Raw genomic sequence first — 18593 nt, forward strand, 5'->3', positions numbered from 1 at the left:
CGGCTGAACGGTGACCGGAACGCTTGGCCTTCTAAGGTGACTTTCTGAAACTCTAGCTCTATTGAACATGACTCAAAGGATCGCAAAGGTAGAGCACCTTTTCCAACGCGCGACCGGTCATCGAGGTCCGTCGCGCGGCCGGCATCGCGCTCAGTGCTGATCTGATCAAACCAATGGCAGGGCTACCTTGCGCGTGGCGAATGCACTCTGGGGTGCGCTATTTATTCGCGCTCAACCAACGTGTCTCCGCCTCAACGATCATCCTCGGCGAATCTCCTTCGAGTAGGAACAAACCCACAAGGCTATCGTTCGGGACTGATATCCTCTCTCACTCCCGAGGCCCTCCATGTATCACCACGTCAAGAAGCTGATGTTCACCGTCCGCGTCGACGAACCAGATCCACGTTTTGGCAACATGCTTCTTGAACAATTCGGCGGCGCCAACGGCGAACTCGCGGCCGCCATGCAGTATTCGATACAGGGTTTGAACTGCGAAGATGCGGATCGCAAAGACCTGCTTATGGACATCGGCACCGAAGAACTCAGCCATCTCGAAGTCGTGGGTACCCTCGCCCGCATGCACCTCAAGCCGGCGAAGTTCGATCGCCAGGCGGCCGAAGCCGATCCCCTGATTGCGATTGCGGGCGGCGGCGGGGTGAACCTATTCAATTCCCAGGGCAACGCCTGGACTGCCGATTACCTGAAGATCACTGGCGAGCTCGCTGTCGACCTTCGGAGCAATATCGCCGCCGAAGCGCACGCCAAGATCGTCTATGAACGGCTGATCAACTTCTGCGATGACGCAGGCACCAAGGATGCCCTCCAGTTCTTGATGACCCGCGAGATCACCCACATGAAAGCTTTCGCGCTGGCACTCGAGAGCATGGGCAAGCCGGCCCTCAGTATCGGCCGCATCGCACCGACCCCCGGCCTGGTCAATCAGTTCTTCAACGATTCCACGGGTACGGGCGATCATGGCGAGATCGACACCCGCGGACCATGGAACGACGGCAGCGATTGGGTCTTTACGGAATCGCCGGCCATCCAGGCCGGAGAAGCCGGCCCGCCGACAGCCCTCGTAACGGAAAGCTCGTCGCCGGTAGATGAGAATGGCTTAGGCGATTTGTTGCTCGACGAACTCCGCGACATCCTGCACGCGGAGAAACAACTGACGAAAGCCCTCCCCAAGATGGCGGAAGCGGCGCGTTTTGATCAATTGCGAGAGCTGTTCGAGCAGCATCTCGCAGAGACTGAAGCGCAGATCGAGCGCATTAACGAGTGTTTCGAGCTACTCGGAAAATCGACGCGCGCCAAACCGTGCAAGGGCATGATGGGCCTGGTCGAGGAAGGCCAGGAGATCATGACCGAGGGCGAGGAAAAGGAGGACGCCGCCGCCGACCTCGCCCTTATCGGCGCTGCGCAGCGCGTCGAGCACTACGAAATTGCTGGCTACACCACCGCGCGCAACCTTGCCCAACAGTTGCGCCACAGCGCAATCGTGAGTCTTTTGTCGAAGTCGCTGGCCGAGGAGGAAAATGCGGATCAGCTTCTCAACCAGGTCGCCCGATCGCTCATGTCCGTGGCAAAAATGCCGGCCGCAATCGAACAGGCAGAGTAGTATTGCCGACAAGGCCCCGCCTCTGACCGTGAAGTTGTGGTCGTCAATCGCGCGAGGGACATTCGGGACAAGTGTCGCCGATACCGTCTAGCACCTCCTCCATCGCCGCGGCCGCAGCTTCGGGTGGAACGCCATCTGGCGGGTTCTGACGCGCGACATCGAAGGCGCGCTCGCGGGCATGCCGATCGGCTCGATCCTGCATCCAGCCATGCTCCTCACACTCGCGGATGGCACCGGCATCGTTCAGAACGGCGATCGCCCATCCCCGCAGTGTTCGAATCCGCGGTCGTCTCTCTTTTGTCATCGGCATCAAGAGAGCTCCTGCCGGGACGAATCCTTAGCGCCCCTCCTCGTTCCCGGCGGCTAACACAGACTATAGATTCGAAATAACGACAGCTGCGTTTGTCCTAATTCCTCCTCCGCCGAGTGTGGCGCACCTAACAGACCGCTCCGACTTAGTATGTGCAAGTTGGCCTCATCCGGGATCTTGCTAGTTCCCTCTCGGGGACGCGCGACCTCTTTTGCCAAACGCTGTTCGTAGGTTTTCTGGTGCTTAATGCGAAGACGACGCCTTGCCATGCGCTGCTCCTTTTCATAAGAGGAAGGCGGGAGCGCTGTGATGGGGCGTTCTCATCACCGATAAAAGCCACGATCCGTGATGGTATGAGGGCGCGCCCTATGTTGTCGCGGCGCGAGTCTTTTCTTCATCCTTCTGGAGGAACCGGTCAGGAATGGCTCAAGGATAGTAAGCGGCCCCGCGGTCCTCACCCATCAAATTAGTCAAGAGCCATTTGCAACAAGCAATGCGTGGCCGGATTAGCCCGCATGGCGGAGTCCTTTGGCACCGAGTTCACTATCGTGGAAGTGTCTGCAGGGGATGGGGCTGCCGGAGAGCTCTGGATCGCGCTAGCCAAGCCAGCCCAGGCGCTGACATTGGTGCTCGCCGCGGCACCGAGAGGTTGGAACGGCGAAGTTCTAGTGGCCCCCATCACCGCAGAGCAACAGAAACTATTCGAAGCGCTCAACCTGAAGCCAGGCGATGTCTACAGACTGACATCGCGCTAAAAAGTGAGTTCGCGTATCATCAGGAACAGTAGCAGCTCAGGCTGGTTTGCTCGCTGCTTCCGGTCCTCGGCAGATTGCACTGTTCGGAGCCTGACGATCTCGGCGCGTCCACCGCTGAGGCCGTTTCCTTGTGTCTGCCGGAGACGGCCCCGACCGGTTGCCCCCTTCCGATCTTCGCTCCGGATTGGACCCTCCATAGGAACGCTACTTGCCAGTCTTCATCCTGCATGCGTTTCAGACGCATGAGGCTATCGCATCCGTAGCCCGGCGCGTCACGTGCATGCGGGCGGCTCGCGATCCTACGAAGGCCGTGGTGAGAAACAATAGCTCATTTCGAATTCAACGACGGCAGCTGGCTTCGTGGAACCAGCGTTGCTGGCCGCACATTGATCCTTGCGAGCTCGCGACGTTCGCCGTCCGATAACTGCCAATTCTCGCACTGACTGCAAAGCTGCTGGAAAACCTCATGCAACTTGCTTCGAGCGACCTTGACGATTTCGGTGTCGTCAAATTCACGAGAGTTCAGGAAGATTGGCAAGGCAAAACTGGTCTGATGGCCTTCGAAATGAAACGTCAAACGAATATCCTCGCCTCGTTCATTCGACGAAATCATCTCGATGCGTGCGACCCTTATCTTGAATTTGTCCATTGTCTCACCTCGCTGGATCGACTTGGGATCGATCTGGAATATCGCTTGCCACATGCCGCTCAACCGTCGCGGCAAGGCTCCATTCAGAAGCCTTTCGAAAAATTAGCGGCGACCAGATCATAGGAGCCCCGGCTGCCTCGGACGTACACCTTCGCGGCGGCGGACAATGGTAATTCAGCGGTAGTCCTCCCCCGCGGACCCGCGCCATTGCCTCGACCAAACAGCCAATCGGCTCCGTAGATATGACTAACGGCAAAATGTCCGGTCGGTCGCAGTTGGCGCAATGCTTTCGCAAAGCGCGACCGTCACGCATACTGCGCTCTGTGGTGGGCTTGTGTCATGCCGCAATCCATCTTCATCGCCATTGCCTAGTCGCGCGTGCTACTTTGCCAAAGCGTCACAGCCGCAACGAGCTCCGTGTAATCTGCGTCTTTGAATGCCTGATCCCAGCGCAGCAGTTCATGGGCGATCTTGTGCGGAGTGTAGTCATGGGCGATCTTGTGCGGAGTGTAGGCGCGGAAGTTGAAGCCGTCCGCGAGGTGCCGCGCGGCGGCGAAATCCATTGTTTCCTTCGTGAGGTCCTTCATAACTGAAACCGGCTGCCGACCCGGATCAACTCAAGCTGCGCCAGGTGGTTCCTCGAAGTCAAATGGCTGAAACGAGCCGCTGCATTGGCCGTCGAGTCCAAGGGTTCGTCAGCCATCAGATGCTTGCGTCGATGCGCTGCGCGTCCGACAAATCGACCGGGGCGATCGAGACCACCTCCATTGTCAACCCGCGCGAGCCCTCCGCCGGCACTTTGATCATGGTAGCGACGCGGCGGAACGCCGCGAACGAAAGGCTCTCGATCATTTCCTCATCGGTGACGACCTCGTAGGCGCCTGCCGGCAACTGGCGATCGATACCCCTGATTCGGAACGGATGGTTGAAGGTGACGACTTCACGTCGGGAACGGATGGTCATGCGCGCCTGCCTTTCGTAAAACGCCGGGCGCCGGCACTGCCCGCAGAGCAGGATGCGCCCCCTCCGCCACAATAGCCATCGCTTTCTTGCCCAGCGGCGAATGAAAGGCGCCTTCTTCTCGCTTCGGTCGCAAGCGCAGGAACGTTCATTGCGGCATTTTCAGCCTCACCGAGTGGATCGTATCCTGGTTCGAAGTTCACGGTTGTCCAAATTCGATTTGACTCGACTTCCGAACAGAAAGGGAGTCTGCTGCTCCATCACCGCCCGGACCGTGGCTTTCATCGGTGACTGAGAACGCCGGTTTGCGCTCCCGCCCAACCCCACAGGGAGCACCACCATGCTGGCTCGACAACGCCCCGAACAATCATCGACATTTGAATACCGTTTAACGCAAGAGGCAATCAACTTGCGCAAACAAGCTAAAGGCATGCCCCTTAGCATCCGTCGCGACGAGCTTTTGCGGAAGGCAAGCCAAATAGATGCTGCCGTTGAGGTCAATAAGTGGCTGACTTCGCCAGGACTGGGCGCTCCAACGTAAAGCAAAAGGCCGCCTGCAGCTTCCAGTGTCCTAATTCCCCGCGATTGAATCTTCGCGCAGCTATCCAGACCAACCCGGGATTTTGTTAGTCCCTCTCGGGATAGAGGCCCAGCGCCGCCAGCGATCGTTTCAAGGCTTGGCGGCGTTGCGTTGTCAGTTCGTCATTCCTCTTCGCGAGCGCCCAACGGAACGGCCTCAGTGCCGGGGCACCTGAGGCCGTTTCAAACCTACCGCCGGGCATTGGGCAAAATGTCGACCGGTCGGGGCTTTAGCTCTCGGGGATCGTATCAGGGGGATCGTGTCGCCGATTGCTGAGGACCAAGGATCCGGACGATGAATCGTTCCGTCCTAAATTTGAAATTGTGTGTCCCAATTAGGAAAGCACCATGCCATGCGGGCAGGCGAGGCGATGGCGGCGATCTTGGTGGGTCGTCGCGCCAACAAAGCAGTGAGCCAGGGCCGACGAATCCCGGCTTCGAATTGAGGCGAAACTAGACATAGACTTTGCGCCCGCGTAAGCGCACGGTGGTCGTGATCGAAACGCCAGCTCAAAGCGGCCGAGCCTTCCTTACAACTGAACGACTGGGACCCATCCGGGTGTCCATTGTCTCGCTCCGAAACAAGTCGGGCGAAAGGAAATCACATGCAATTACCCTCAATTTTGCAGGGAGAGTCGCGTAAGCGCCTCCTGCAAGGAATGGCTATTGGTGCCATCCTGACGGTCGTCATCGGCTTCAACTGGACAGGCTACGGCTTCGACTGGGTGACGGCCGGCGGCGCTGACAAGCTCGCGGGCAAGCGGGTGGAGACGGCGGTCATCGCGGCCCTCGGACCGATCTGTGCGGACAAGTTCGGCGCCCAGGCGGATGTGGCCGACAAGAAGGTTGCGCTGGCCAAGGCCGATACTTGGGACAGGCGAAAGCTGTTCCCCGAGGCATGGGTGTCGCTTCCCGGCACAACGTATCCGAACTCGGATCTGGTCGAGCTGTGCTCGGCTCTGATCCTCAGGCCGCAGTCAGCCGCCCTCGTCAAATAGGCCGGGCATGTGCCGGCAAAGCACCTGTCTCAGTTTCGCCGCCGGAAGATGTATCCGACTCGTAGCACCGGGCCCTTGTTGTCGCGCACCTCGACAGCCATTCGAAGGGTGGAGCCGTCTTGCTGCGGTTCGTGCGCAGCTTCGCCCAGGAAATCTGCAAGCGCCTGCGCGGCCTCCGCCTGCACAGCCGCCAGACTGGACAATTCCATACCCTCCTCGTCAACGGCTACGGCGCCGTCATCGCACGAGTCGAAATAGTACTTTGGCATGCCGGACCTTAATCGTCCCAAACCAGGCCGCTGCATTGACCGCAGCGATAGACCAAAACGAGCGCACCGTTGCGGTCAGGCAGCTTCAACCAGAAGCGCAGAAGTCCAGGGCATTTCGGGCATTGGGTGGGCGACTCGGTGGCGGGCTTAGCTGGAGTTTCCATCAGCGGGTCCTCCTTGACTGGCGGGAGCGCGCGTCTCTCTCAGCCACCGACGCCCACGACAAGCGTTGCCGGTGATGGTCCCATCAGTAGCACTGAAAGGGCAGAGAGGACATTAACTTGCCTGTCGGCCTCCCCCTCGTGAAACGACGCCAACCGACTATCAGATCGCCGGCGGCGTTCTGATATTGAGCAAGCTGGCAATCGCGCTGATGAGCTGCGCACGCGCAAACGGCTTTGGAATGAGGATACTGTGCGCGTTCCAGCCGATCGTGATCACCGATTCCAGGCCATCGTGATCACCCATTCCAGAGCAGCGTGATCACCATTTCCAGTCGATCGTGATCGCTATTTCCAGCGATCGCGATCGGGGGCAACCAGGAGGCGCGCACCGCTGATAGTCTGCAACCCGGGTAGCTTGGTCTTTTGCCTAACCGCAGAGGATCGAGATGCCGACCGAGAGACTGTCCATGCGCCACATTCGTGAAGTTCTACGCCTGCACTACAGCGTCGGCATGTCGCAACGCGCCGTTGCTCGCAGCCTGGGCCTGGCCCAGGGCACGATCTGCAAGTACCTCAATCGAACTCGCCGCGCCGGCCTGACCTGGCCGTTGCCGCCGGAGTTGGACGACGACGTCCGGCTCGAGAACTGCCTGTTTCCGCCGCCTTCCGATCGGCCCAGCGACGAGCGTCCACATCCGGACTGGGCGCTCGTGCATCGCGAGCTGCGGCGCCCGAACGTCACGCTGATGCTGTTGTGGGAGGAGTATTGCGACGCAAACTCCGACAGCTTCAGCTATGCGTGGTTCTACGAACGCTACAAGGAGTGGGCCGGCCGCCTCAAGCCGACCCTGCGCCAGGTCCATGTCGCCGGCGAGAAGCTGTTCGTCGACTATTCCGGTCACACCATCGAGGTGGTTGACGGGCTCAGCGGCGAGATGCGCAGCACGCAGATCTTCGTCGCCGTGCTCGGCGCCTCGAACTACACCTACGCCGAAGCCAGCCTCACCCAGAGCCTGCCGGACTGGATCGCCTCGCACGTTCGGGCCTTTGCCTATTTCGGCGGCACGACGCGGCAGACGGTGAGCGATAATCTGAAGGCTGGCATCACCCGGGCCTGCTTTCACGAGCCGATGGTCAACCGGACCTATGCCGATCTCGCCCGCCATTACCGCACCGCCATCGTCCCGGCGCGACCGTATCGTCCGCGCGACAAAGCCAAGGTCGAAGTCGGGGTCCAAATCGTCGGGCGATGGATTCTGGCACGCTTGCGCAACCGTCGCTTCTTCTCGCTCGCCGCCCTCAACGAGGCGATTTACGCGCTCCTTGTCGAGCTGAACGATCGACCTCTCCGGAGCTGAGGGCGAAGTCGGCGCAAACTGTTCGAGGAGCTCGATCATCCGGCGCTCACCCCCTTGCGAGCGACTTCGCATAGAAATCCGCGCCGATCGTCTCGTCATCCATACGCTCTTCGTCCTCCGAGTCTTTGGTCGAGCCCCATAGGCCGACAAGGAGCGTGGCGTGTGGCATTTTGCGACGTAGACGTCGAAGAAGGAAGCGTAGATGCACTGGACTTCCGCTTCCAAGGCAAGATACGCAGACCATCCCTATATTTGCTGTATCAAGCCCAAAGATGTTGGAAGCCGAGGCGGCCGTCGAAGGCTCGATGCGGGCGCCGATGCCATTTCGAGAAGTTGCGCGAGCACGTTCGCCGTCGCTTCGTCAAGTGGGTCTCGTGCGCCGATGCACAATACAGGCTTTCCGTCTCGCCAATCGGGTCTCAACATTCTAGCCGGTACTACGAGCGGCGATAGATCGGGAGCGTCGACCACCTCGATTTCAAGTGTGTTGGAGTCATGGAGGTCCTCGTTGCTCTTGGCAGATGGAGCGCAGTCATCGTGATCGGAAAGATCATCGATCACGCCCTCGACGGTTTCCTTAATCCGGCGCAGGCGCTCCAGGTCCAGAGCGCCGCGTGCGCGTCAGAGCGCGCCAGCACTAACCCAGGAATTGCAATTTCATCGTAGTAGGCGCAGAGGGATTTCTCCTTCATGAACTTCTCGGCTTGGTCCGCGGCCTCGTCGGGATCACCGGCCAGCATACGCTGAAAAAAATTCTGTTCTGGCGTGAGCGCCGGCTGATCACCTAGGATCACATCCATGAACTCCAATCGCTCGATGTGACGCCCCAATACTACCAGGCATACCGTCAGGGTGTCGAAAGTAGAAGTCCGATTGGCCCCCATAACCAGGTCCAGAAGGCTGCAGCCACCACGACAGCTACCGGCGAGAGTCCGGTGTTGTGGCCATACAGCATGGGTTCCACAATTTGGCTGAGGATCGGTTCTATGATCACGAACAAGGCCACCGTCCATAAGAACATGGACCACCCCGGATCCACCGCGACGGCAAGCGCCGCAGGGACTGCGGCAGCGATGAATGCGCCGATATAAGGAACGAAGCGCATTAGAGCCGCGAAGATGCCCCACAACACCGGGTTGGGAATGCCGATCACCGCAAGACTGATCCCAATGATAATCCCGAACGTTGCGTTGATGCAGGTTTGCGTCAGGAAATACCGGCTCAGTCGCCGACCGGCATCGTCGATCGCTTCGGACGTGGGCCCCAAATCCTGCGCGCCTGCAAGTCGGACAAAACGGCCCCGCAGGTCTTCGCGAAAAAGCAGCATAAAAATCACGAAAACGATAACAATGCCCGTCGTCGCCAGAGGCGCCAACAGCGGCCCGACGATTGTTTGCACGACATCGAACGGTTTAGGCGGCGGCTGTTGGATTTCCACCGGCAGGGGCTTAACCTGGGGTTCTCCTGCAGAAGTCTGGGCGGGCGGAGGAGAGCTTGCATTCTTTCGTCCTTGCTCCTGCGGCTTGGAGATTTCCTGGCGGAGATCTCCGAGCATATCCTTTAGCCGATTGAAGATTCCCGGACTGAGCGCGACGTCTTGGACCGAATGAATCTTATCGCTGATCGTCAGCTGATAGCGGGCAGGTTCTCGGCGAGTTGTGCGACCTGCTGGGTCATAATAGCGCTGAGCCCGAAAATCAGCAGAAATGCAAGCGCCACCGCGGCAAGAACTGAGCCCACGCGGCCGGCATATAAGCGACGAAAAAGCCGGACAACCGGAGCGAGCACGAAGCTCAACAGCAACGCAAGGACAACCGGCACAAAGAGCTCACGCCCGAAATAGAGCAACGCCACAAGAGCGAGGCCGATGAAGAGATTGCTCGCGACCACTGCGGGCAATAGAGAGCTCGCGATGTGGCTTCCAGGCAAGGTCCACAGACGGGATGGGCCCGGCATATCTCAAAGGCTCGGTTTCGGTTCTACTCAGCTCACCATAAATTACGGCCGGATGTTCCCTTTGTTTCCTCGGCTGCGATCGGCGACTCTGCCTTAGGTGCAGAAGAACTTGTTGCAATACGGTAGGAACCGTGGCTCAAACATTCGTTTTCTCACATGGCCTTTTGCGAGCCGCGGGAATGCGCGGTTTGTCACATGGTCTGCCGGATGCGGCCAGGCGAACATCTACGGTCGTTTCCGATTGGATGAATCAATAGTACTCCCTCAAGGATGGTGACGGGCCGGCCGCCGAACTGGCGTGTTCTCAAGTGATAAGAGCACACAGGATGACGGCGCGGACGCATGAGTTGCTAGAGTTCTGGGATCTATAAATCGGCCATGGCAAGCAGATTGGAACGTCGGACGGATCATTTTGGCGGATGCTCTAGCCACCCGTCGCAATTGATAGCCGCTTGATGGCCTTGACGGCGGCTCCGGGGCCGCGCCACCCGAGGAATTCAAGCTCCTTATTTTCGAGCGCGTTCGTCGCGCGGAAGAACTGTTCGAGCTCCTCGACGGCGCGAGACGGCAGATCCCTGATGTCTTCAAGATTGCTCTCTAACGGCGAGCGCTCTGGCGCAGCAAAGATGCGATCGTTGCGCTCCTCCTTGCCTTTGCGCTTCTGGAGGATTTCGAGGATTCCGATCGGCCGACATCGGAGCACGACGCCCGGATACGTCTGGGAAACGTGGATGATGAGAACGTCCAGCGGGTCGCCATCTTCGGCTTGTGTCGAGGGAATGAAGCCCCAATCATACGGATAGGTGAGCCCCACCATTAGGGGCTTCGCAAGCGTGAAAACCTTCAGCTCCGGATCGAACTCCAATTTGCAGGTGCTTCCACGGGGCGTTTCGATCACGGCGTAGATATTTTTCTCGTCGGCCCACGTCGGGAGCTTGCTCAGGTTCGTCATGGGTCTGCACGCGCTGCGTTGTCTGGCCTTTGAAACGGCAACGTGAATCGTTTGTTCCTCCCTTCGCGCCGCGCCGGCGTTACCGCGCCGGCGCGCAAGAGCACATGAGGCTACTTGGGAGGCTCGACTGTGGTTTTTGTCGATCCGTCCGGCGCCGGCTGCATCCGTGGTGGGCTTTGCCCTTGGGGGCTTTCCGGAGGCGCACCACCTGAACCGGTGTTGGTAGGCCCGGTCCAGCCCTGCGGCTGCAATTGACCTTTGTCTTCGGGCGCCGAACGCCCGGTCGGCGCGCTAAGGTCGTCCGCCGGCTTGGCAGGCTGTGCAATCGCCAAGCCACCGGACAGCACAAGACATATCGATGCTAGTCGGACGCGCACTGATACCTCCGTTGCCCCTGATCAACGAAGAACTTCCCGCCGATCCTGCCGTTCCTGTTCATCGGAACCGAATTGCTGATTCCTTCGTTCAAGAAAGACTTACAGGAGGACCTTAATGGCAAGAGCATCATGGAAGCGACCCGGCTCACCGATCGGCAAGAAGGGCCCGCGCAAGGCAAATCCCTCATACAAGCGTCGTACGCGTGAACCCTGGTCGAGCGAAGATGTGAAAATGCTCAAGCAGCTCGCGAAGGGCAACACGCCGACCGGAGTCATGAGCATCAAACTTCAACGTCCCGTCGCGGCTATCCGCAGCAAGGCGCAGCGCGAAGGGATTTCCCTGAAGCCCATCAACCGTTCACCCTACAACCGGCGCGCAACGAAGAGGCGTTCGCGTCGCTAAGACCTCCTTGGGCTCAGCGCTTACACCGTCAGCCTCTAAGGTGAGGCCAGGATCACGTCCTTCCTGCTGACAACTATCGCATCCCCGCGCCGCACTGACGCTCATTGGGTCTTGGGTCCAAGTCAGCTGCGGATGGTTTTCACAAACGCAGCAGATGCGCAGATTGGGCAATTCTTGCTCATCTAGAGGTTATCGGGGGTGCGCGCCGGAGAAGATTTGTTCTGATTCCGCAACTCTTGTTGGGCCAATTCCCAAAACTCCTTGTCGCGGCCTTCAGGCCGCCCGGCCTTTTCCCAGAGCTGATGGGCGTAGGTTCGTATCTCGTCCTCGTTCGGTTCAGCCATGTTATTGCCTTCTGGCCTCCCTGTTGGTGCAAGCCAAATGCCGGATACACATCATTGGTTCCAGGCTGCTTTTTGTACCTGCCGGTCCAAGATGCGTGATGGTCGGCGCTACGCTCAGTACGGGAAGTAGGGCGGAAAGAATCGAGAAGCATCCGTAGGACGGTAGGGGGATTTCGCCGACACCAAACCGCCGCTCCCGTACCCAAGGCGGACCTCAGGACACAGTCACGTTATCACCAGTGCACGTAGCGCCCTGCACCAAACCTCGGCCATTTATGAGTTGTCACATCACCGGTCGGGCCGCTTCCTTGACTGCCTGGCCCGTGGTCGCCATTCCGGCGGCGTAGGCCGCTCCCGCACCAAGAAGAAGGGCGCAGAAGCTTGCAAACATTGCATATGCGAAGTGCGTCCGGGCTGCATCAATTTGAGCGGGCGTTGCAGCTCTCGTTGTCGCGCCGACGGTTTCCCGTCCCGTATTGTTCGACCAGTACGCGACGCGCGTGCTGGCGGAATATGACGGGCCGACGAGGTTGCTGGCGATGCTGGTCGCCGAAGCCGGCAACATCGCCGCCGCACCGACCACCACGACGGTTGCGACCGCCCAGGCGGCCATCGCGTGCCCGACCCGACCGAGGGCGGTCTGATCCGGCGAATTGGCTGCCGCAACGGCGCCACCCAGAAATGCGGCGATGATCCCTGAGACCGCCCACCACACGAATGCGGCCCAGCCTGCGCCAGCAGGCGCCGATGCAGCAGTGGGAATGTCGATCGCGAGCAGACCGATGCCGAACCCCAGCATGGTCAGCAGGATCTGGACAACCAACGAAGTGAACACGCCGGCCAGTACGGCTGACCATGTCCAGCCAAAAAACACATTGGGAACGGTGCGTGTAGCCATGGCGAACTCCTCCAGTAGCTTATGCTCCGGTTCCAACGCGCGGTTGAATCGTCCGTTCCTGTTGCAGGAACTTCGGGCGGCTTCTGGACTTGGTTTTCCGGGAAACAACAGGAGGATAGCGCCATGACACTTGGCAGAGGCGCTTTATTGTGGCTGCTGGGCATTCCTCTTCCGGTGATCCTGCTGCTTGCACTGTTCTGGCGTTAGTCAGCAATCGATCGGAGACGAAGCCCAAAGCTCGGCGCTCAAAAACTGCCGGGCAGGATTGGTGAGGAGATACCAGTCTGTGAAGGTTGCGGGTTTCAATGCTGGAGAAGAACAAACAAGCAGGACGAGAACCGCGGCCACTAGCAATGGTGTGCGCGCTAGGGCGTCACGCAAAACTAAGCTTCCGTCTCGTCGCCCTCGCGATCAGATGAAAGGTTTCCCGCCTGTTACAGCAAGCGTCGCACCGGACGTATAGCTCGAGAGCGGATCGGCTAACATGACATAGGCAGTTGCGAGCTCAGCCGGCTGCCCGGCTCGTTTCATCGGCACCTGCTTGCCGAAGTTCTTTACCGTGTCCGATGGCATAGTTGACGGAATCAGCGGTGTCCAGATCGGGCCCGGCGCGACGGCGTTAACGCGTATGCCCTTTTCGGCAAGCATCTGGGCAAGACCGCCCGTGAAGTTCTGGATCGCCCCCTTGGTGGTCGCATAGGCCAGCAGGATGGGGTTTGGCATGTCGGCATTCACGGAAGCAGTGTTGATGATGGCGGCCCCCGACTTCATATGCGCAACGGCCGCCTTGGAGAGATAGAACATCGCATGGATGTTGACCTCGAACGTGCTCTGCCATTCGTCATCACTGATATCCGCGATATCTTTGAACGTGGCCTGATGCGCTGCATTGTTGACGAGGATATCGATCCCGCCGAGTTCATCGACGGCGCGTTTAACGACGGCGCGGCAGTAATCTGGCTTTCGCAGGTCTCCGGGAAACAAGACAGCCTTGCGGCCTTCCTTCTCGATGAGAGCCTTCACCTCCTCGGCATCTTGATGCTCGTCGAGATAAGAAATGAGCACGTCGGCTCCCTCGCGGGCATATGCAATTGCCACCGCTCGCCCGATCCCGCTGTCTCCTCCGGTAATGACGGCCTTCTTGCCTGCAAGACGGCCCGATCCCTTGTAGCTGTTCTCGCCATGGTCCGGACGTGGCTTCATCGCCGAAGTCGAACCGGGCATCGGTTGCTGTTGGCTGGGATAAGGCGGGCGCGGATAATCGAGCATGGCATTCTCCCTACGGTCATCGGTTAAACGGCATCCGCGGCGGAAACTCGTTCGCTACAGAGAGCGCGGCATTCTCGTTGGTTTCCAGAGCAATCTTCTGCGCGAGCATCACGTCGCCGGGCACAAGGCGTGCTGAAGGCGCGAAGCACCAACCCACCCTGGGCGCCCCCGCCCCGTCGAGCTCGTGGACGTTCGCAGCCATCCCATAGCTGATGCGGTAGCGCTTGGCCGTATCGCAACCGACCACATCGAAGTACCGGTGTTCATCGAACTGCGCGAGTTGTACCGGTGACAGCCACGCGCGCAGCAGATGGCGGCCGCGGGCCTCTGGCGAGTTTTCTCCGATGAAGCTGGCATAGAGCTCGCGGAGCGTCTGCAGCCGCGAACCCGCCCGGCGTCGAGCTCCGAACAGAAGCATGGGCCAGCGCTCACTTAGCCGCCGACGAGGCGCGGGTAAAATAACGTCTCCTGGGCCGTCGGGTCGAACGCCCGCACTACGGCGACTTCGCCGGGCCCCGTCCGCGTTGCTGCAGTGAATCCCTTGCCGGTCAATTTCTTGAAGCGCTGCTCCGCCTTGGCCAATGCTTCCAGGTCTGCCGCGTCAAATTCGTGCCGCGTGTCCCCGCTATGGTTCAAAACAATCTGCGTAGGCATGGATGCTCCTCCTATGCTCCGCGATGATTGAGCAAACAGTTGGCGGGGCGCGACGTTCCTCCCTTCCCGATATTCTTGCTGTGTCGGCCTACCTCGAAAGAGGGTTAGGCTCAGCGTTCGCTCTTGCCGTTCTTGCCGTTGCGGTTGGTGAAGCGGGCGTTACCGAGGCCGGTGCCGACCGTCAGCACGCCCCAACTCTTCACGTCCTGCATGAACGGGACCTCGGACAGGCCCTGCACCACGCCGTCGTTGTGCATGACGATCGCCGTGTCATGTTCTCCGATCTGAGGGATGGCTTCGACCAGAGTTATCGGCAGATTAAACTTGCTGCTCTCCCAATTGCCGGGCAGGTTCTGCGCACCCTTCGCGATAGAGCCGTCGCTCTCGATGACGCCAGGACACGCGATGCCGATGAACGGCGCGAGCTTGAATCCTTCGTTATCCGCCTTCGTGATCAGGTCCTTGAGCATCTTGACGAGACGCTTAACCGCTTCCTCACGGCTCGGTTCGTCGTCGGCATGACGCCGCAGCTCGGACTTCCACACGCACGCCTTGGTGAGATCTGGTGCCTTCTTGCGACGTGTTTCCACAACGCCACAGCGGATACGGCAAGGATGGAATCATGAGCCTCGAAGATCCAGGAAGGAGCGAGATGGAGCGCGCCGATAAGGCCTGCGTCATCTGGGTGGCGGTGGATCGGCATCATCTCGATCTTGAAGTTTTCGGCCTTCAGGATGATTTCGGCGCGGGCGATGGCGAGTTCGCCGAGCCGGCTATTGCTAAAGCCGCCACCTACCACGATGCGCTCGGTCTTATCCCAGGCCTTGGTCTTGAGGAAGCGCCGCGTAACATGGGCGAGCTCCTGCGCGAAGTCCTCGATAGCGCTCTGCACGACCGCCCAAGCGTCGGTGTCGTCGCCGAGCAGGATGGCGTCGAGTTCCTTCTTGCTGATGTCTTCGGAAAGCTCTTTGCCGAACGGGTCTTCGCCTGACTTGCGCAGTGGCTTCCGCCATTTTTCGAGAGTTTCCCGAAAAGCGCCCTTGCTGGCACGATCCCCAAGAAAACCCTCCTCATCCTTCAGCTCAATGTTGAAGCTGTCGACCTCCACTGACGGGAGGCGGGAGGCGCCGTGAGCGGCAATGCCGGTGGTCGTGATCGTTTCATCAGCCATCTTGAACCTTGAACAGGCCGCAGAGAAACGTGCGGCTTGTATCAACGACGCTCAGGGTTATCCCGTTCCTCGCCTGTTAGACTGTCTCCCCGGTGTTCGCTTGGGAAACATCGAGAAGCAGGCGCCCCTGCCGTGCTCCTTTATCGCCGACTCGAACAGCGCCTCCTGGATGCCCCGCGGCATATCGCCCCGTAGGCCCATCGAGCGGTACCAGCCGGCTGACCAAGTGTTCTTGGTCAATTTCGGATATTACGAGTTAGCTGCGGGAACGGCAGCCGGTCAGCCGCGTTCCATTGCCATCGTTGGGAGAGGAGATTCAAATATGGGAATGTTCACGAAGGACATAAAATCGATGGAAGACCTGCTGATGCACGGTCTGCAGGACATGTACTACGCCGAGCAGCAGATCATTAAATCACTACCTAAGATGATCGAAAAGGCGACCAACCGAGACCTCGTCGCGGGGCTGAAAGGCCATCTCGAAGAGACCAACAAGCAGGTCGAGCGGCTTCAGAACGTGTTCGAGAAGCTCGGCAAGGAGCCTGGCGGCACGCACTGTCCAGCGATCGACGGAATCATCAAGGAGGCCGACGAGATCGCCGGCGAGATCGAGGACAAGGCCGTCCTCGATGCCGCCCTCGTCGCGGCCGCACAGGCCGTCGAGCACTATGAAATCTGCCGCTATGGCACGCTCATAGCCTGGGCCGAGGAGCTCGGTCACGACGACATCGTGCGCTTTCTCACCACGAACCTCAATGAGGAGAAGGCGGCGAATACCAAACTCAATACGGTTGCGCTGCGCAAGGGTGTGAACAGGAAGGCGTCGAGCGCGGCTTGATGGCAGCGTCGCTCGATCTTAGCGGCTACGCTGAATTGCAGAGCCGCTGCCTTTTTGTTCGATCCGCACTCTCCGCGCCGACCGCATCTTGCGCCGCGAGTACCACGCCACCACCGAAATGACCAACCACGCAAGCGAGGCACCCAAGAAGGCGGCTGCGACGCTCGTTTCCGCAGCCAACGAAAATACGATCGCAAAGGCCAGCATGCCGAGCGCGCCGAGCGCGGCGCCGGCGGATTCGACCGCGGCCGCCATTTGCCCGCGGCGCTCGCCGGCGAGGCCCGCCTCACGCTTGCGGCGAATTTCGTGCTTCTCGATGAGCGTGGCGCTGGCGCAGAAGTTCGCCGGAAGGGCGAGGAAAAGCCCGCCGATAGAGGCTCCATAGCGGCTGCTGACGAGGCCAGCGAAGGCGGTCGCGGCGCCGCCGAGCGCGAAGCGGATCAGGTATTCGTACCAGCGGCCTTCCTTGAGAGATGACGGCGAAAAACGGATCGGCGTCATGTCTGCCCCCCGGCAAGCGTCAGGGCGCCAAAGGCCACGATCAGCCAGACGACAAGAGATAGCACAGTGGCGGGCAATGCTCGCATCCTCGCGCGAACTAGGATCTGGCAGACAACGACGCTATAAACGGCGAGCGCGATCGCTCCGGCAATCATCGCCTGAGTTTGCAAAGTCGCGTAGTGGGCGCCGTGCTGGTACACCGCGATTCCGAGCGTGGCGAGCGCGACGGAGGGGGCGGCCGCGAACAGGCCGGCGAAGCTCTTAGGACGTAGAAGATCTCCCAGCATCGCGAAGGCCGACACGACGGCACCCCCGGCGAGGAAGCGGATGACATACTCGGTCATTTCACTTTCCTCCAAATTTTCGAGAGCGGCCCGCCGGTCCCGTAGACCGGATCCTTGCGTGGCGGCGGCACCTTCGGGATGGTCTTAAGCGCGCGCGGACGATCCTCAACCGTCGTGCATTCGTCGTACGTCCCTGTCGGCGGGTAGGCGCCGATGACGAGGAAGTCATCGTCTGCTGACAGGCACTGATGACCTGTGCCGGCGGGCAGAATGGCAACGTCGCCGGCCTTCAGGGTGAAGATACTGCCCTTGTTGCCGCCGAACCGAACACGCCCCTTGCCGCGTGCGATGCCAAGCACCTCATGGATCCGGGAGTGATAATGCACGTAGTCGTAGATGCCGTCGCGCCAGGTGTCTGCCCATCCGTTCGCTTCGAACAGGTCCTCGATCACGGCCGCGGGGTCGTGACGCTCGTCGAGAGCGATGGCGCTGCGGTAGATGATCAGCGGCCATCGCGGATGATTGGGAATGAGACCGTCGTCCCTGAAGCGGACCGTGTGCGGCTTTCGCACTTGCGCAAGGTCCACGGCCTTCCGCTTGCCGGGGCGTCGCAAACCGGTGGCGCGTTCCGCGTACCCCTTTAGATCCTCAAGGGTTGGCATGATCGTTCTCCGTTGAAGTGTCGAGCGGATAGCCGGTGCAGAGCCGCAAGAGCCGTTCAAGAGCCGCTCCCAGTGCAAAACCTGCGACGACATCGCTCGCCCAGTGCGCCAGGACGACTAAACGCGTCAGCGAGATGCCGACCGCGATGGAGCGGATCGCCCGACGCGGGCCGGCCGGCAACGCGCCGGCCGCCGATGCCAAAGCTCCCATGTGCAGCGCGTGGCCTGAAGGAAAGGCGTCCTCACGTTTCCCGGAAAACGGGACGCCGTGGAGGTGCCCGATCACCGTCCTGCGGTCCGGTCGGGTCTGGTCGAACAGACGTTTCAAACCATGGGGCAGCAGCGACGCCGCGACCGTGACCAGCAGAGCATGGTTGCCGGCGCGCCGCAGCTGCTCGCCCTGCCCGCGCGACGCCAGCCAGCCAGCCGCCGCCAGAACCAGAAGGACCTTCTCGTCAGCGCCCCAGGTCAAGGCGCGGGCTACCATCTCCGGAGCCGGCGCAGTGTTGCGGGCGATGAAGCGTGCGGCCACGACATCCGCTTTAGTCGGCTGAACGGTGACCGGAACGCTTGGCCTTCTAAGGTGACTTTCTGAAACTCTAGCTCTATTGAACATGACTCAAA

The 18593-nt window shown here is 60.0% G+C and carries 25 protein-coding genes and 1 pseudogene; 6 read left to right on the top strand and 20 right to left on the bottom strand.

Translation table 11 applies throughout. The features are described 5' to 3' along the window. Positions 1-346 precede the first annotated feature (346 nt). The gene (locus JQ632_RS37575) at positions 347-1618 is read left to right on the top strand and encodes a DUF892 family protein (RefSeq protein ID WP_212407759.1); all 1272 of its coding nucleotides are present in this window, start codon (positions 347-349) and stop codon (positions 1616-1618) included. A 43-nt stretch (positions 1619-1661) separates the two neighbouring features. On the opposite strand, the gene JQ632_RS37580 is transcribed toward JQ632_RS37575, so the two are convergent. After that, positions 1662-1928, bottom strand: a complete 267-nt coding sequence (locus tag JQ632_RS37580) for a hypothetical protein (protein WP_212407781.1) — start codon at positions 1926-1928, stop codon at positions 1662-1664. A 515-nt stretch (positions 1929-2443) separates the two neighbouring features. Here JQ632_RS37580 and JQ632_RS37585 point away from each other — a divergent pair. Then, the gene (locus JQ632_RS37585; protein ID WP_212407760.1) at positions 2444-2683 is read left to right on the top strand and encodes a hypothetical protein; all 240 of its coding nucleotides are present in this window, start codon (positions 2444-2446) and stop codon (positions 2681-2683) included. Between the two features lie 328 nt (positions 2684-3011). Here the strand turns inward: JQ632_RS37585 and JQ632_RS37590 are convergent, their stop codons facing one another. The 3 genes from JQ632_RS37590 to JQ632_RS37600 all read right to left on the bottom strand — a co-directional run bounded on the left by JQ632_RS37590 (position 3012) and on the right by JQ632_RS37600 (position 4295). Then, a complete protein-coding gene (locus JQ632_RS37590) occupies positions 3012-3332 on the bottom strand; it encodes a hypothetical protein (RefSeq protein WP_212407761.1) in 321 nt (106 codons plus the stop codon). A 368-nt stretch (positions 3333-3700) separates the two neighbouring features. Next, positions 3701-3919 (bottom strand): hypothetical protein, encoded by a 219-nt coding sequence (locus JQ632_RS37595; RefSeq protein WP_212407762.1) that lies wholly within the window; start codon positions 3917-3919, stop codon positions 3701-3703. Positions 3920-4034: 115 nt separating this feature from the next. Further along, positions 4035-4295, bottom strand: coding sequence for a hypothetical protein (locus JQ632_RS37600; protein WP_212407763.1), 261 nt, complete (start codon positions 4293-4295; stop codon positions 4035-4037). Positions 4296-5476: 1181 nt separating this feature from the next. Here JQ632_RS37600 and JQ632_RS37605 point away from each other — a divergent pair. Then, positions 5477-5869 (top strand): hypothetical protein, encoded by a 393-nt coding sequence (locus JQ632_RS37605; RefSeq protein ID WP_212407764.1) that lies wholly within the window; start codon positions 5477-5479, stop codon positions 5867-5869. Positions 5870-5898: 29 nt separating this feature from the next. Here JQ632_RS37605 and JQ632_RS37610 read toward each other — a convergent pair whose 3' ends face one another. Continuing rightward, on the bottom strand, positions 5899-6138 hold the full coding sequence (locus tag JQ632_RS37610; protein WP_212407765.1) for a DUF6894 family protein: 240 nt from the start codon (positions 6136-6138) through the stop codon (positions 5899-5901). A gap of 324 nt (positions 6139-6462) precedes the next feature. Continuing rightward, positions 6463-6606, bottom strand: coding sequence for a hypothetical protein (locus JQ632_RS37615; protein WP_212407766.1), 144 nt, complete (start codon positions 6604-6606; stop codon positions 6463-6465). Positions 6607-6769: 163 nt separating this feature from the next. Here JQ632_RS37615 and istA point away from each other — a divergent pair, with 163 nt between their 5' ends. Further along, positions 6770-7660, top strand: a complete 891-nt coding sequence (gene istA, locus JQ632_RS37620; protein WP_249152815.1) for an IS21 family transposase — start codon at positions 6770-6772, stop codon at positions 7658-7660. 557 nt (positions 7661-8217) lie between these two features. Here the strand turns inward: istA and JQ632_RS37625 are convergent. From JQ632_RS37625 to JQ632_RS37640, 4 genes are all read right to left on the bottom strand, one after another. Continuing rightward, a complete protein-coding gene (locus JQ632_RS37625; protein ID WP_212407767.1) occupies positions 8218-8460 on the bottom strand; it encodes a hypothetical protein in 243 nt (80 codons plus the stop codon). Positions 8461-8507: 47 nt separating this feature from the next. Further along, positions 8508-9215, bottom strand: coding sequence for an AI-2E family transporter (locus JQ632_RS37630; RefSeq protein WP_212407768.1), 708 nt, complete (start codon positions 9213-9215; stop codon positions 8508-8510). Positions 9216-9286: 71 nt separating this feature from the next. Next, positions 9287-9559 carry an AI-2E family transporter gene (locus JQ632_RS37635; protein WP_212407769.1) on the bottom strand — a complete coding sequence of 91 codons (273 nt, stop codon included), beginning with the start codon at positions 9557-9559 and terminating at the stop codon, positions 9287-9289. 481 nt (positions 9560-10040) lie between these two features. Then, entirely contained in the window at positions 10041-10568 is a 528-nt protein-coding gene (locus tag JQ632_RS37640) for an inorganic diphosphatase (RefSeq protein WP_212407770.1), read from the bottom strand. A gap of 609 nt (positions 10569-11177) precedes the next feature. Between JQ632_RS37640 and JQ632_RS39900 the strand changes: the two genes are divergently transcribed. Beyond that, entirely contained in the window at positions 11178-11348 is a 171-nt protein-coding gene (locus tag JQ632_RS39900) for a hypothetical protein (protein ID WP_249152816.1), read from the top strand. A gap of 182 nt (positions 11349-11530) precedes the next feature. Here the strand turns inward: JQ632_RS39900 and JQ632_RS37650 are convergent, their stop codons facing one another. The 6 genes and pseudogenes from JQ632_RS37650 to JQ632_RS37675 all read right to left on the bottom strand — a co-directional run bounded on the left by JQ632_RS37650 (position 11531) and on the right by JQ632_RS37675 (position 15684). Beyond that, the gene (locus JQ632_RS37650) at positions 11531-11692 is read right to left on the bottom strand and encodes a DUF2934 domain-containing protein (protein ID WP_212407772.1); all 162 of its coding nucleotides are present in this window, start codon (positions 11690-11692) and stop codon (positions 11531-11533) included. A gap of 283 nt (positions 11693-11975) precedes the next feature. After that, positions 11976-12590, bottom strand: a complete 615-nt coding sequence (locus JQ632_RS37655) for a hypothetical protein (RefSeq protein ID WP_212407773.1) — start codon at positions 12588-12590, stop codon at positions 11976-11978. Positions 12591-13001: 411 nt separating this feature from the next. Further along, positions 13002-13859 carry an SDR family oxidoreductase gene (locus JQ632_RS37660; protein ID WP_212407774.1) on the bottom strand — a complete coding sequence of 286 codons (858 nt, stop codon included), beginning with the start codon at positions 13857-13859 and terminating at the stop codon, positions 13002-13004. Positions 13860-13875: 16 nt separating this feature from the next. Continuing rightward, on the bottom strand, positions 13876-14277 hold the full coding sequence (locus JQ632_RS37665; RefSeq protein WP_212407775.1) for a hypothetical protein: 402 nt from the start codon (positions 14275-14277) through the stop codon (positions 13876-13878). Between the two features lie 14 nt (positions 14278-14291). Further along, a complete protein-coding gene (locus JQ632_RS37670) occupies positions 14292-14513 on the bottom strand; it encodes a hypothetical protein (RefSeq protein ID WP_212407776.1) in 222 nt (73 codons plus the stop codon). Positions 14514-14623: 110 nt separating this feature from the next. Then, a pseudogene (locus JQ632_RS37675) lies at positions 14624-15684 on the bottom strand (ROK family protein). Between the two features lie 322 nt (positions 15685-16006). Here JQ632_RS37675 and JQ632_RS37680 point away from each other — a divergent pair. After that, positions 16007-16522, top strand: coding sequence for a ferritin-like domain-containing protein (locus tag JQ632_RS37680; protein ID WP_212407455.1), 516 nt, complete (start codon positions 16007-16009; stop codon positions 16520-16522). Between the two features lie 18 nt (positions 16523-16540). Here the strand turns inward: JQ632_RS37680 and JQ632_RS37685 are convergent, their stop codons facing one another. From JQ632_RS37685 to JQ632_RS37700, 4 genes are read right to left on the bottom strand one after another with little or no spacing between them, the layout of a single operon-like run. Continuing rightward, on the bottom strand, positions 16541-17023 hold the full coding sequence (locus JQ632_RS37685; RefSeq protein ID WP_212407777.1) for a DUF3147 family protein: 483 nt from the start codon (positions 17021-17023) through the stop codon (positions 16541-16543). Further along, the gene (locus JQ632_RS37690) at positions 17020-17367 is read right to left on the bottom strand and encodes a DUF3147 family protein (protein WP_212407778.1); all 348 of its coding nucleotides are present in this window, start codon (positions 17365-17367) and stop codon (positions 17020-17022) included. Before JQ632_RS37690 ends, JQ632_RS37685 begins: the two co-directional genes overlap by 4 nt. Beyond that, positions 17364-17969: a cupin domain-containing protein gene (locus JQ632_RS37695; protein ID WP_212407779.1), complete on the bottom strand. Its 606-nt coding sequence runs from the start codon at positions 17967-17969 to the stop codon at positions 17364-17366. Before JQ632_RS37695 ends, JQ632_RS37690 begins: the two co-directional genes overlap by 4 nt. Beyond that, the gene (locus JQ632_RS37700; RefSeq protein WP_212407780.1) at positions 17956-18585 is read right to left on the bottom strand and encodes a phosphatase PAP2 family protein; all 630 of its coding nucleotides are present in this window, start codon (positions 18583-18585) and stop codon (positions 17956-17958) included. The genes JQ632_RS37695 and JQ632_RS37700 overlap by 14 nt, the downstream gene beginning before the upstream one ends. Positions 18586-18593: the final 8 nt, after the last annotated feature.

Source organism: Bradyrhizobium liaoningense (assembly GCF_018130955.1).
GTDB classification, from domain to species: domain Bacteria; phylum Pseudomonadota; class Alphaproteobacteria; order Rhizobiales; family Xanthobacteraceae; genus Bradyrhizobium; species Bradyrhizobium liaoningense_C.

Coding starts and splice junctions, on each gene's coding strand:
- JQ632_RS37625 (WP_212407767.1), bottom strand. CDS start 8,460: ATGGATGTGATCCTAGGTGATCAGCCGGCGCTCACGCCAGAACAGAAT.
- JQ632_RS37670 (WP_212407776.1), bottom strand. CDS start 14,513: ATGCCTACGCAGATTGTTTTGAACCATAGCGGGGACACGCGGCACGAA.
- JQ632_RS37695 (WP_212407779.1), bottom strand. CDS start 17,969: ATGCCAACCCTTGAGGATCTAAAGGGGTACGCGGAACGCGCCACCGGT.
- JQ632_RS37615 (WP_212407766.1), bottom strand. CDS start 6,606: ATGGGTGATCACGATGGCCTGGAATCGGTGATCACGATCGGCTGGAAC.
- JQ632_RS37640 (WP_212407770.1), bottom strand. CDS start 10,568: ATGACGAACCTGAGCAAGCTCCCGACGTGGGCCGACGAGAAAAATATC.
- JQ632_RS37605 (WP_212407764.1), top strand. CDS start 5,477: ATGCAATTACCCTCAATTTTGCAGGGAGAGTCGCGTAAGCGCCTCCTG.
- JQ632_RS37690 (WP_212407778.1), bottom strand. CDS start 17,367: ATGACCGAGTATGTCATCCGCTTCCTCGCCGGGGGTGCCGTCGTGTCG.
- JQ632_RS37680 (WP_212407455.1), top strand. CDS start 16,007: ATGGGAATGTTCACGAAGGACATAAAATCGATGGAAGACCTGCTGATG.
- JQ632_RS37665 (WP_212407775.1), bottom strand. CDS start 14,277: ATGCTTCTGTTCGGAGCTCGACGCCGGGCGGGTTCGCGGCTGCAGACG.
- JQ632_RS37655 (WP_212407773.1), bottom strand. CDS start 12,590: ATGGCTACACGCACCGTTCCCAATGTGTTTTTTGGCTGGACATGGTCA.
- JQ632_RS39900 (WP_249152816.1), top strand. CDS start 11,178: ATGCTCAAGCAGCTCGCGAAGGGCAACACGCCGACCGGAGTCATGAGC.
- JQ632_RS37610 (WP_212407765.1), bottom strand. CDS start 6,138: ATGCCAAAGTACTATTTCGACTCGTGCGATGACGGCGCCGTAGCCGTT.
- JQ632_RS37595 (WP_212407762.1), bottom strand. CDS start 3,919: ATGAAGGACCTCACGAAGGAAACAATGGATTTCGCCGCCGCGCGGCAC.
- JQ632_RS37630 (WP_212407768.1), bottom strand. CDS start 9,215: ATGCTCGGAGATCTCCGCCAGGAAATCTCCAAGCCGCAGGAGCAAGGA.
- JQ632_RS37700 (WP_212407780.1), bottom strand. CDS start 18,585: ATGTTCAATAGAGCTAGAGTTTCAGAAAGTCACCTTAGAAGGCCAAGC.
- JQ632_RS37600 (WP_212407763.1), bottom strand. CDS start 4,295: ATGACCATCCGTTCCCGACGTGAAGTCGTCACCTTCAACCATCCGTTC.
- JQ632_RS37660 (WP_212407774.1), bottom strand. CDS start 13,859: ATGCTCGATTATCCGCGCCCGCCTTATCCCAGCCAACAGCAACCGATG.
- JQ632_RS37685 (WP_212407777.1), bottom strand. CDS start 17,023: ATGACGCCGATCCGTTTTTCGCCGTCATCTCTCAAGGAAGGCCGCTGG.
- JQ632_RS37650 (WP_212407772.1), bottom strand. CDS start 11,692: ATGGCTGAACCGAACGAGGACGAGATACGAACCTACGCCCATCAGCTC.
- JQ632_RS37575 (WP_212407759.1), top strand. CDS start 347: ATGTATCACCACGTCAAGAAGCTGATGTTCACCGTCCGCGTCGACGAA.
- istA (WP_249152815.1), top strand. CDS start 6,770: ATGCGCCACATTCGTGAAGTTCTACGCCTGCACTACAGCGTCGGCATG.
- JQ632_RS37580 (WP_212407781.1), bottom strand. CDS start 1,928: ATGCCGATGACAAAAGAGAGACGACCGCGGATTCGAACACTGCGGGGA.
- JQ632_RS37590 (WP_212407761.1), bottom strand. CDS start 3,332: ATGGACAAATTCAAGATAAGGGTCGCACGCATCGAGATGATTTCGTCG.
- JQ632_RS37585 (WP_212407760.1), top strand. CDS start 2,444: ATGGCGGAGTCCTTTGGCACCGAGTTCACTATCGTGGAAGTGTCTGCA.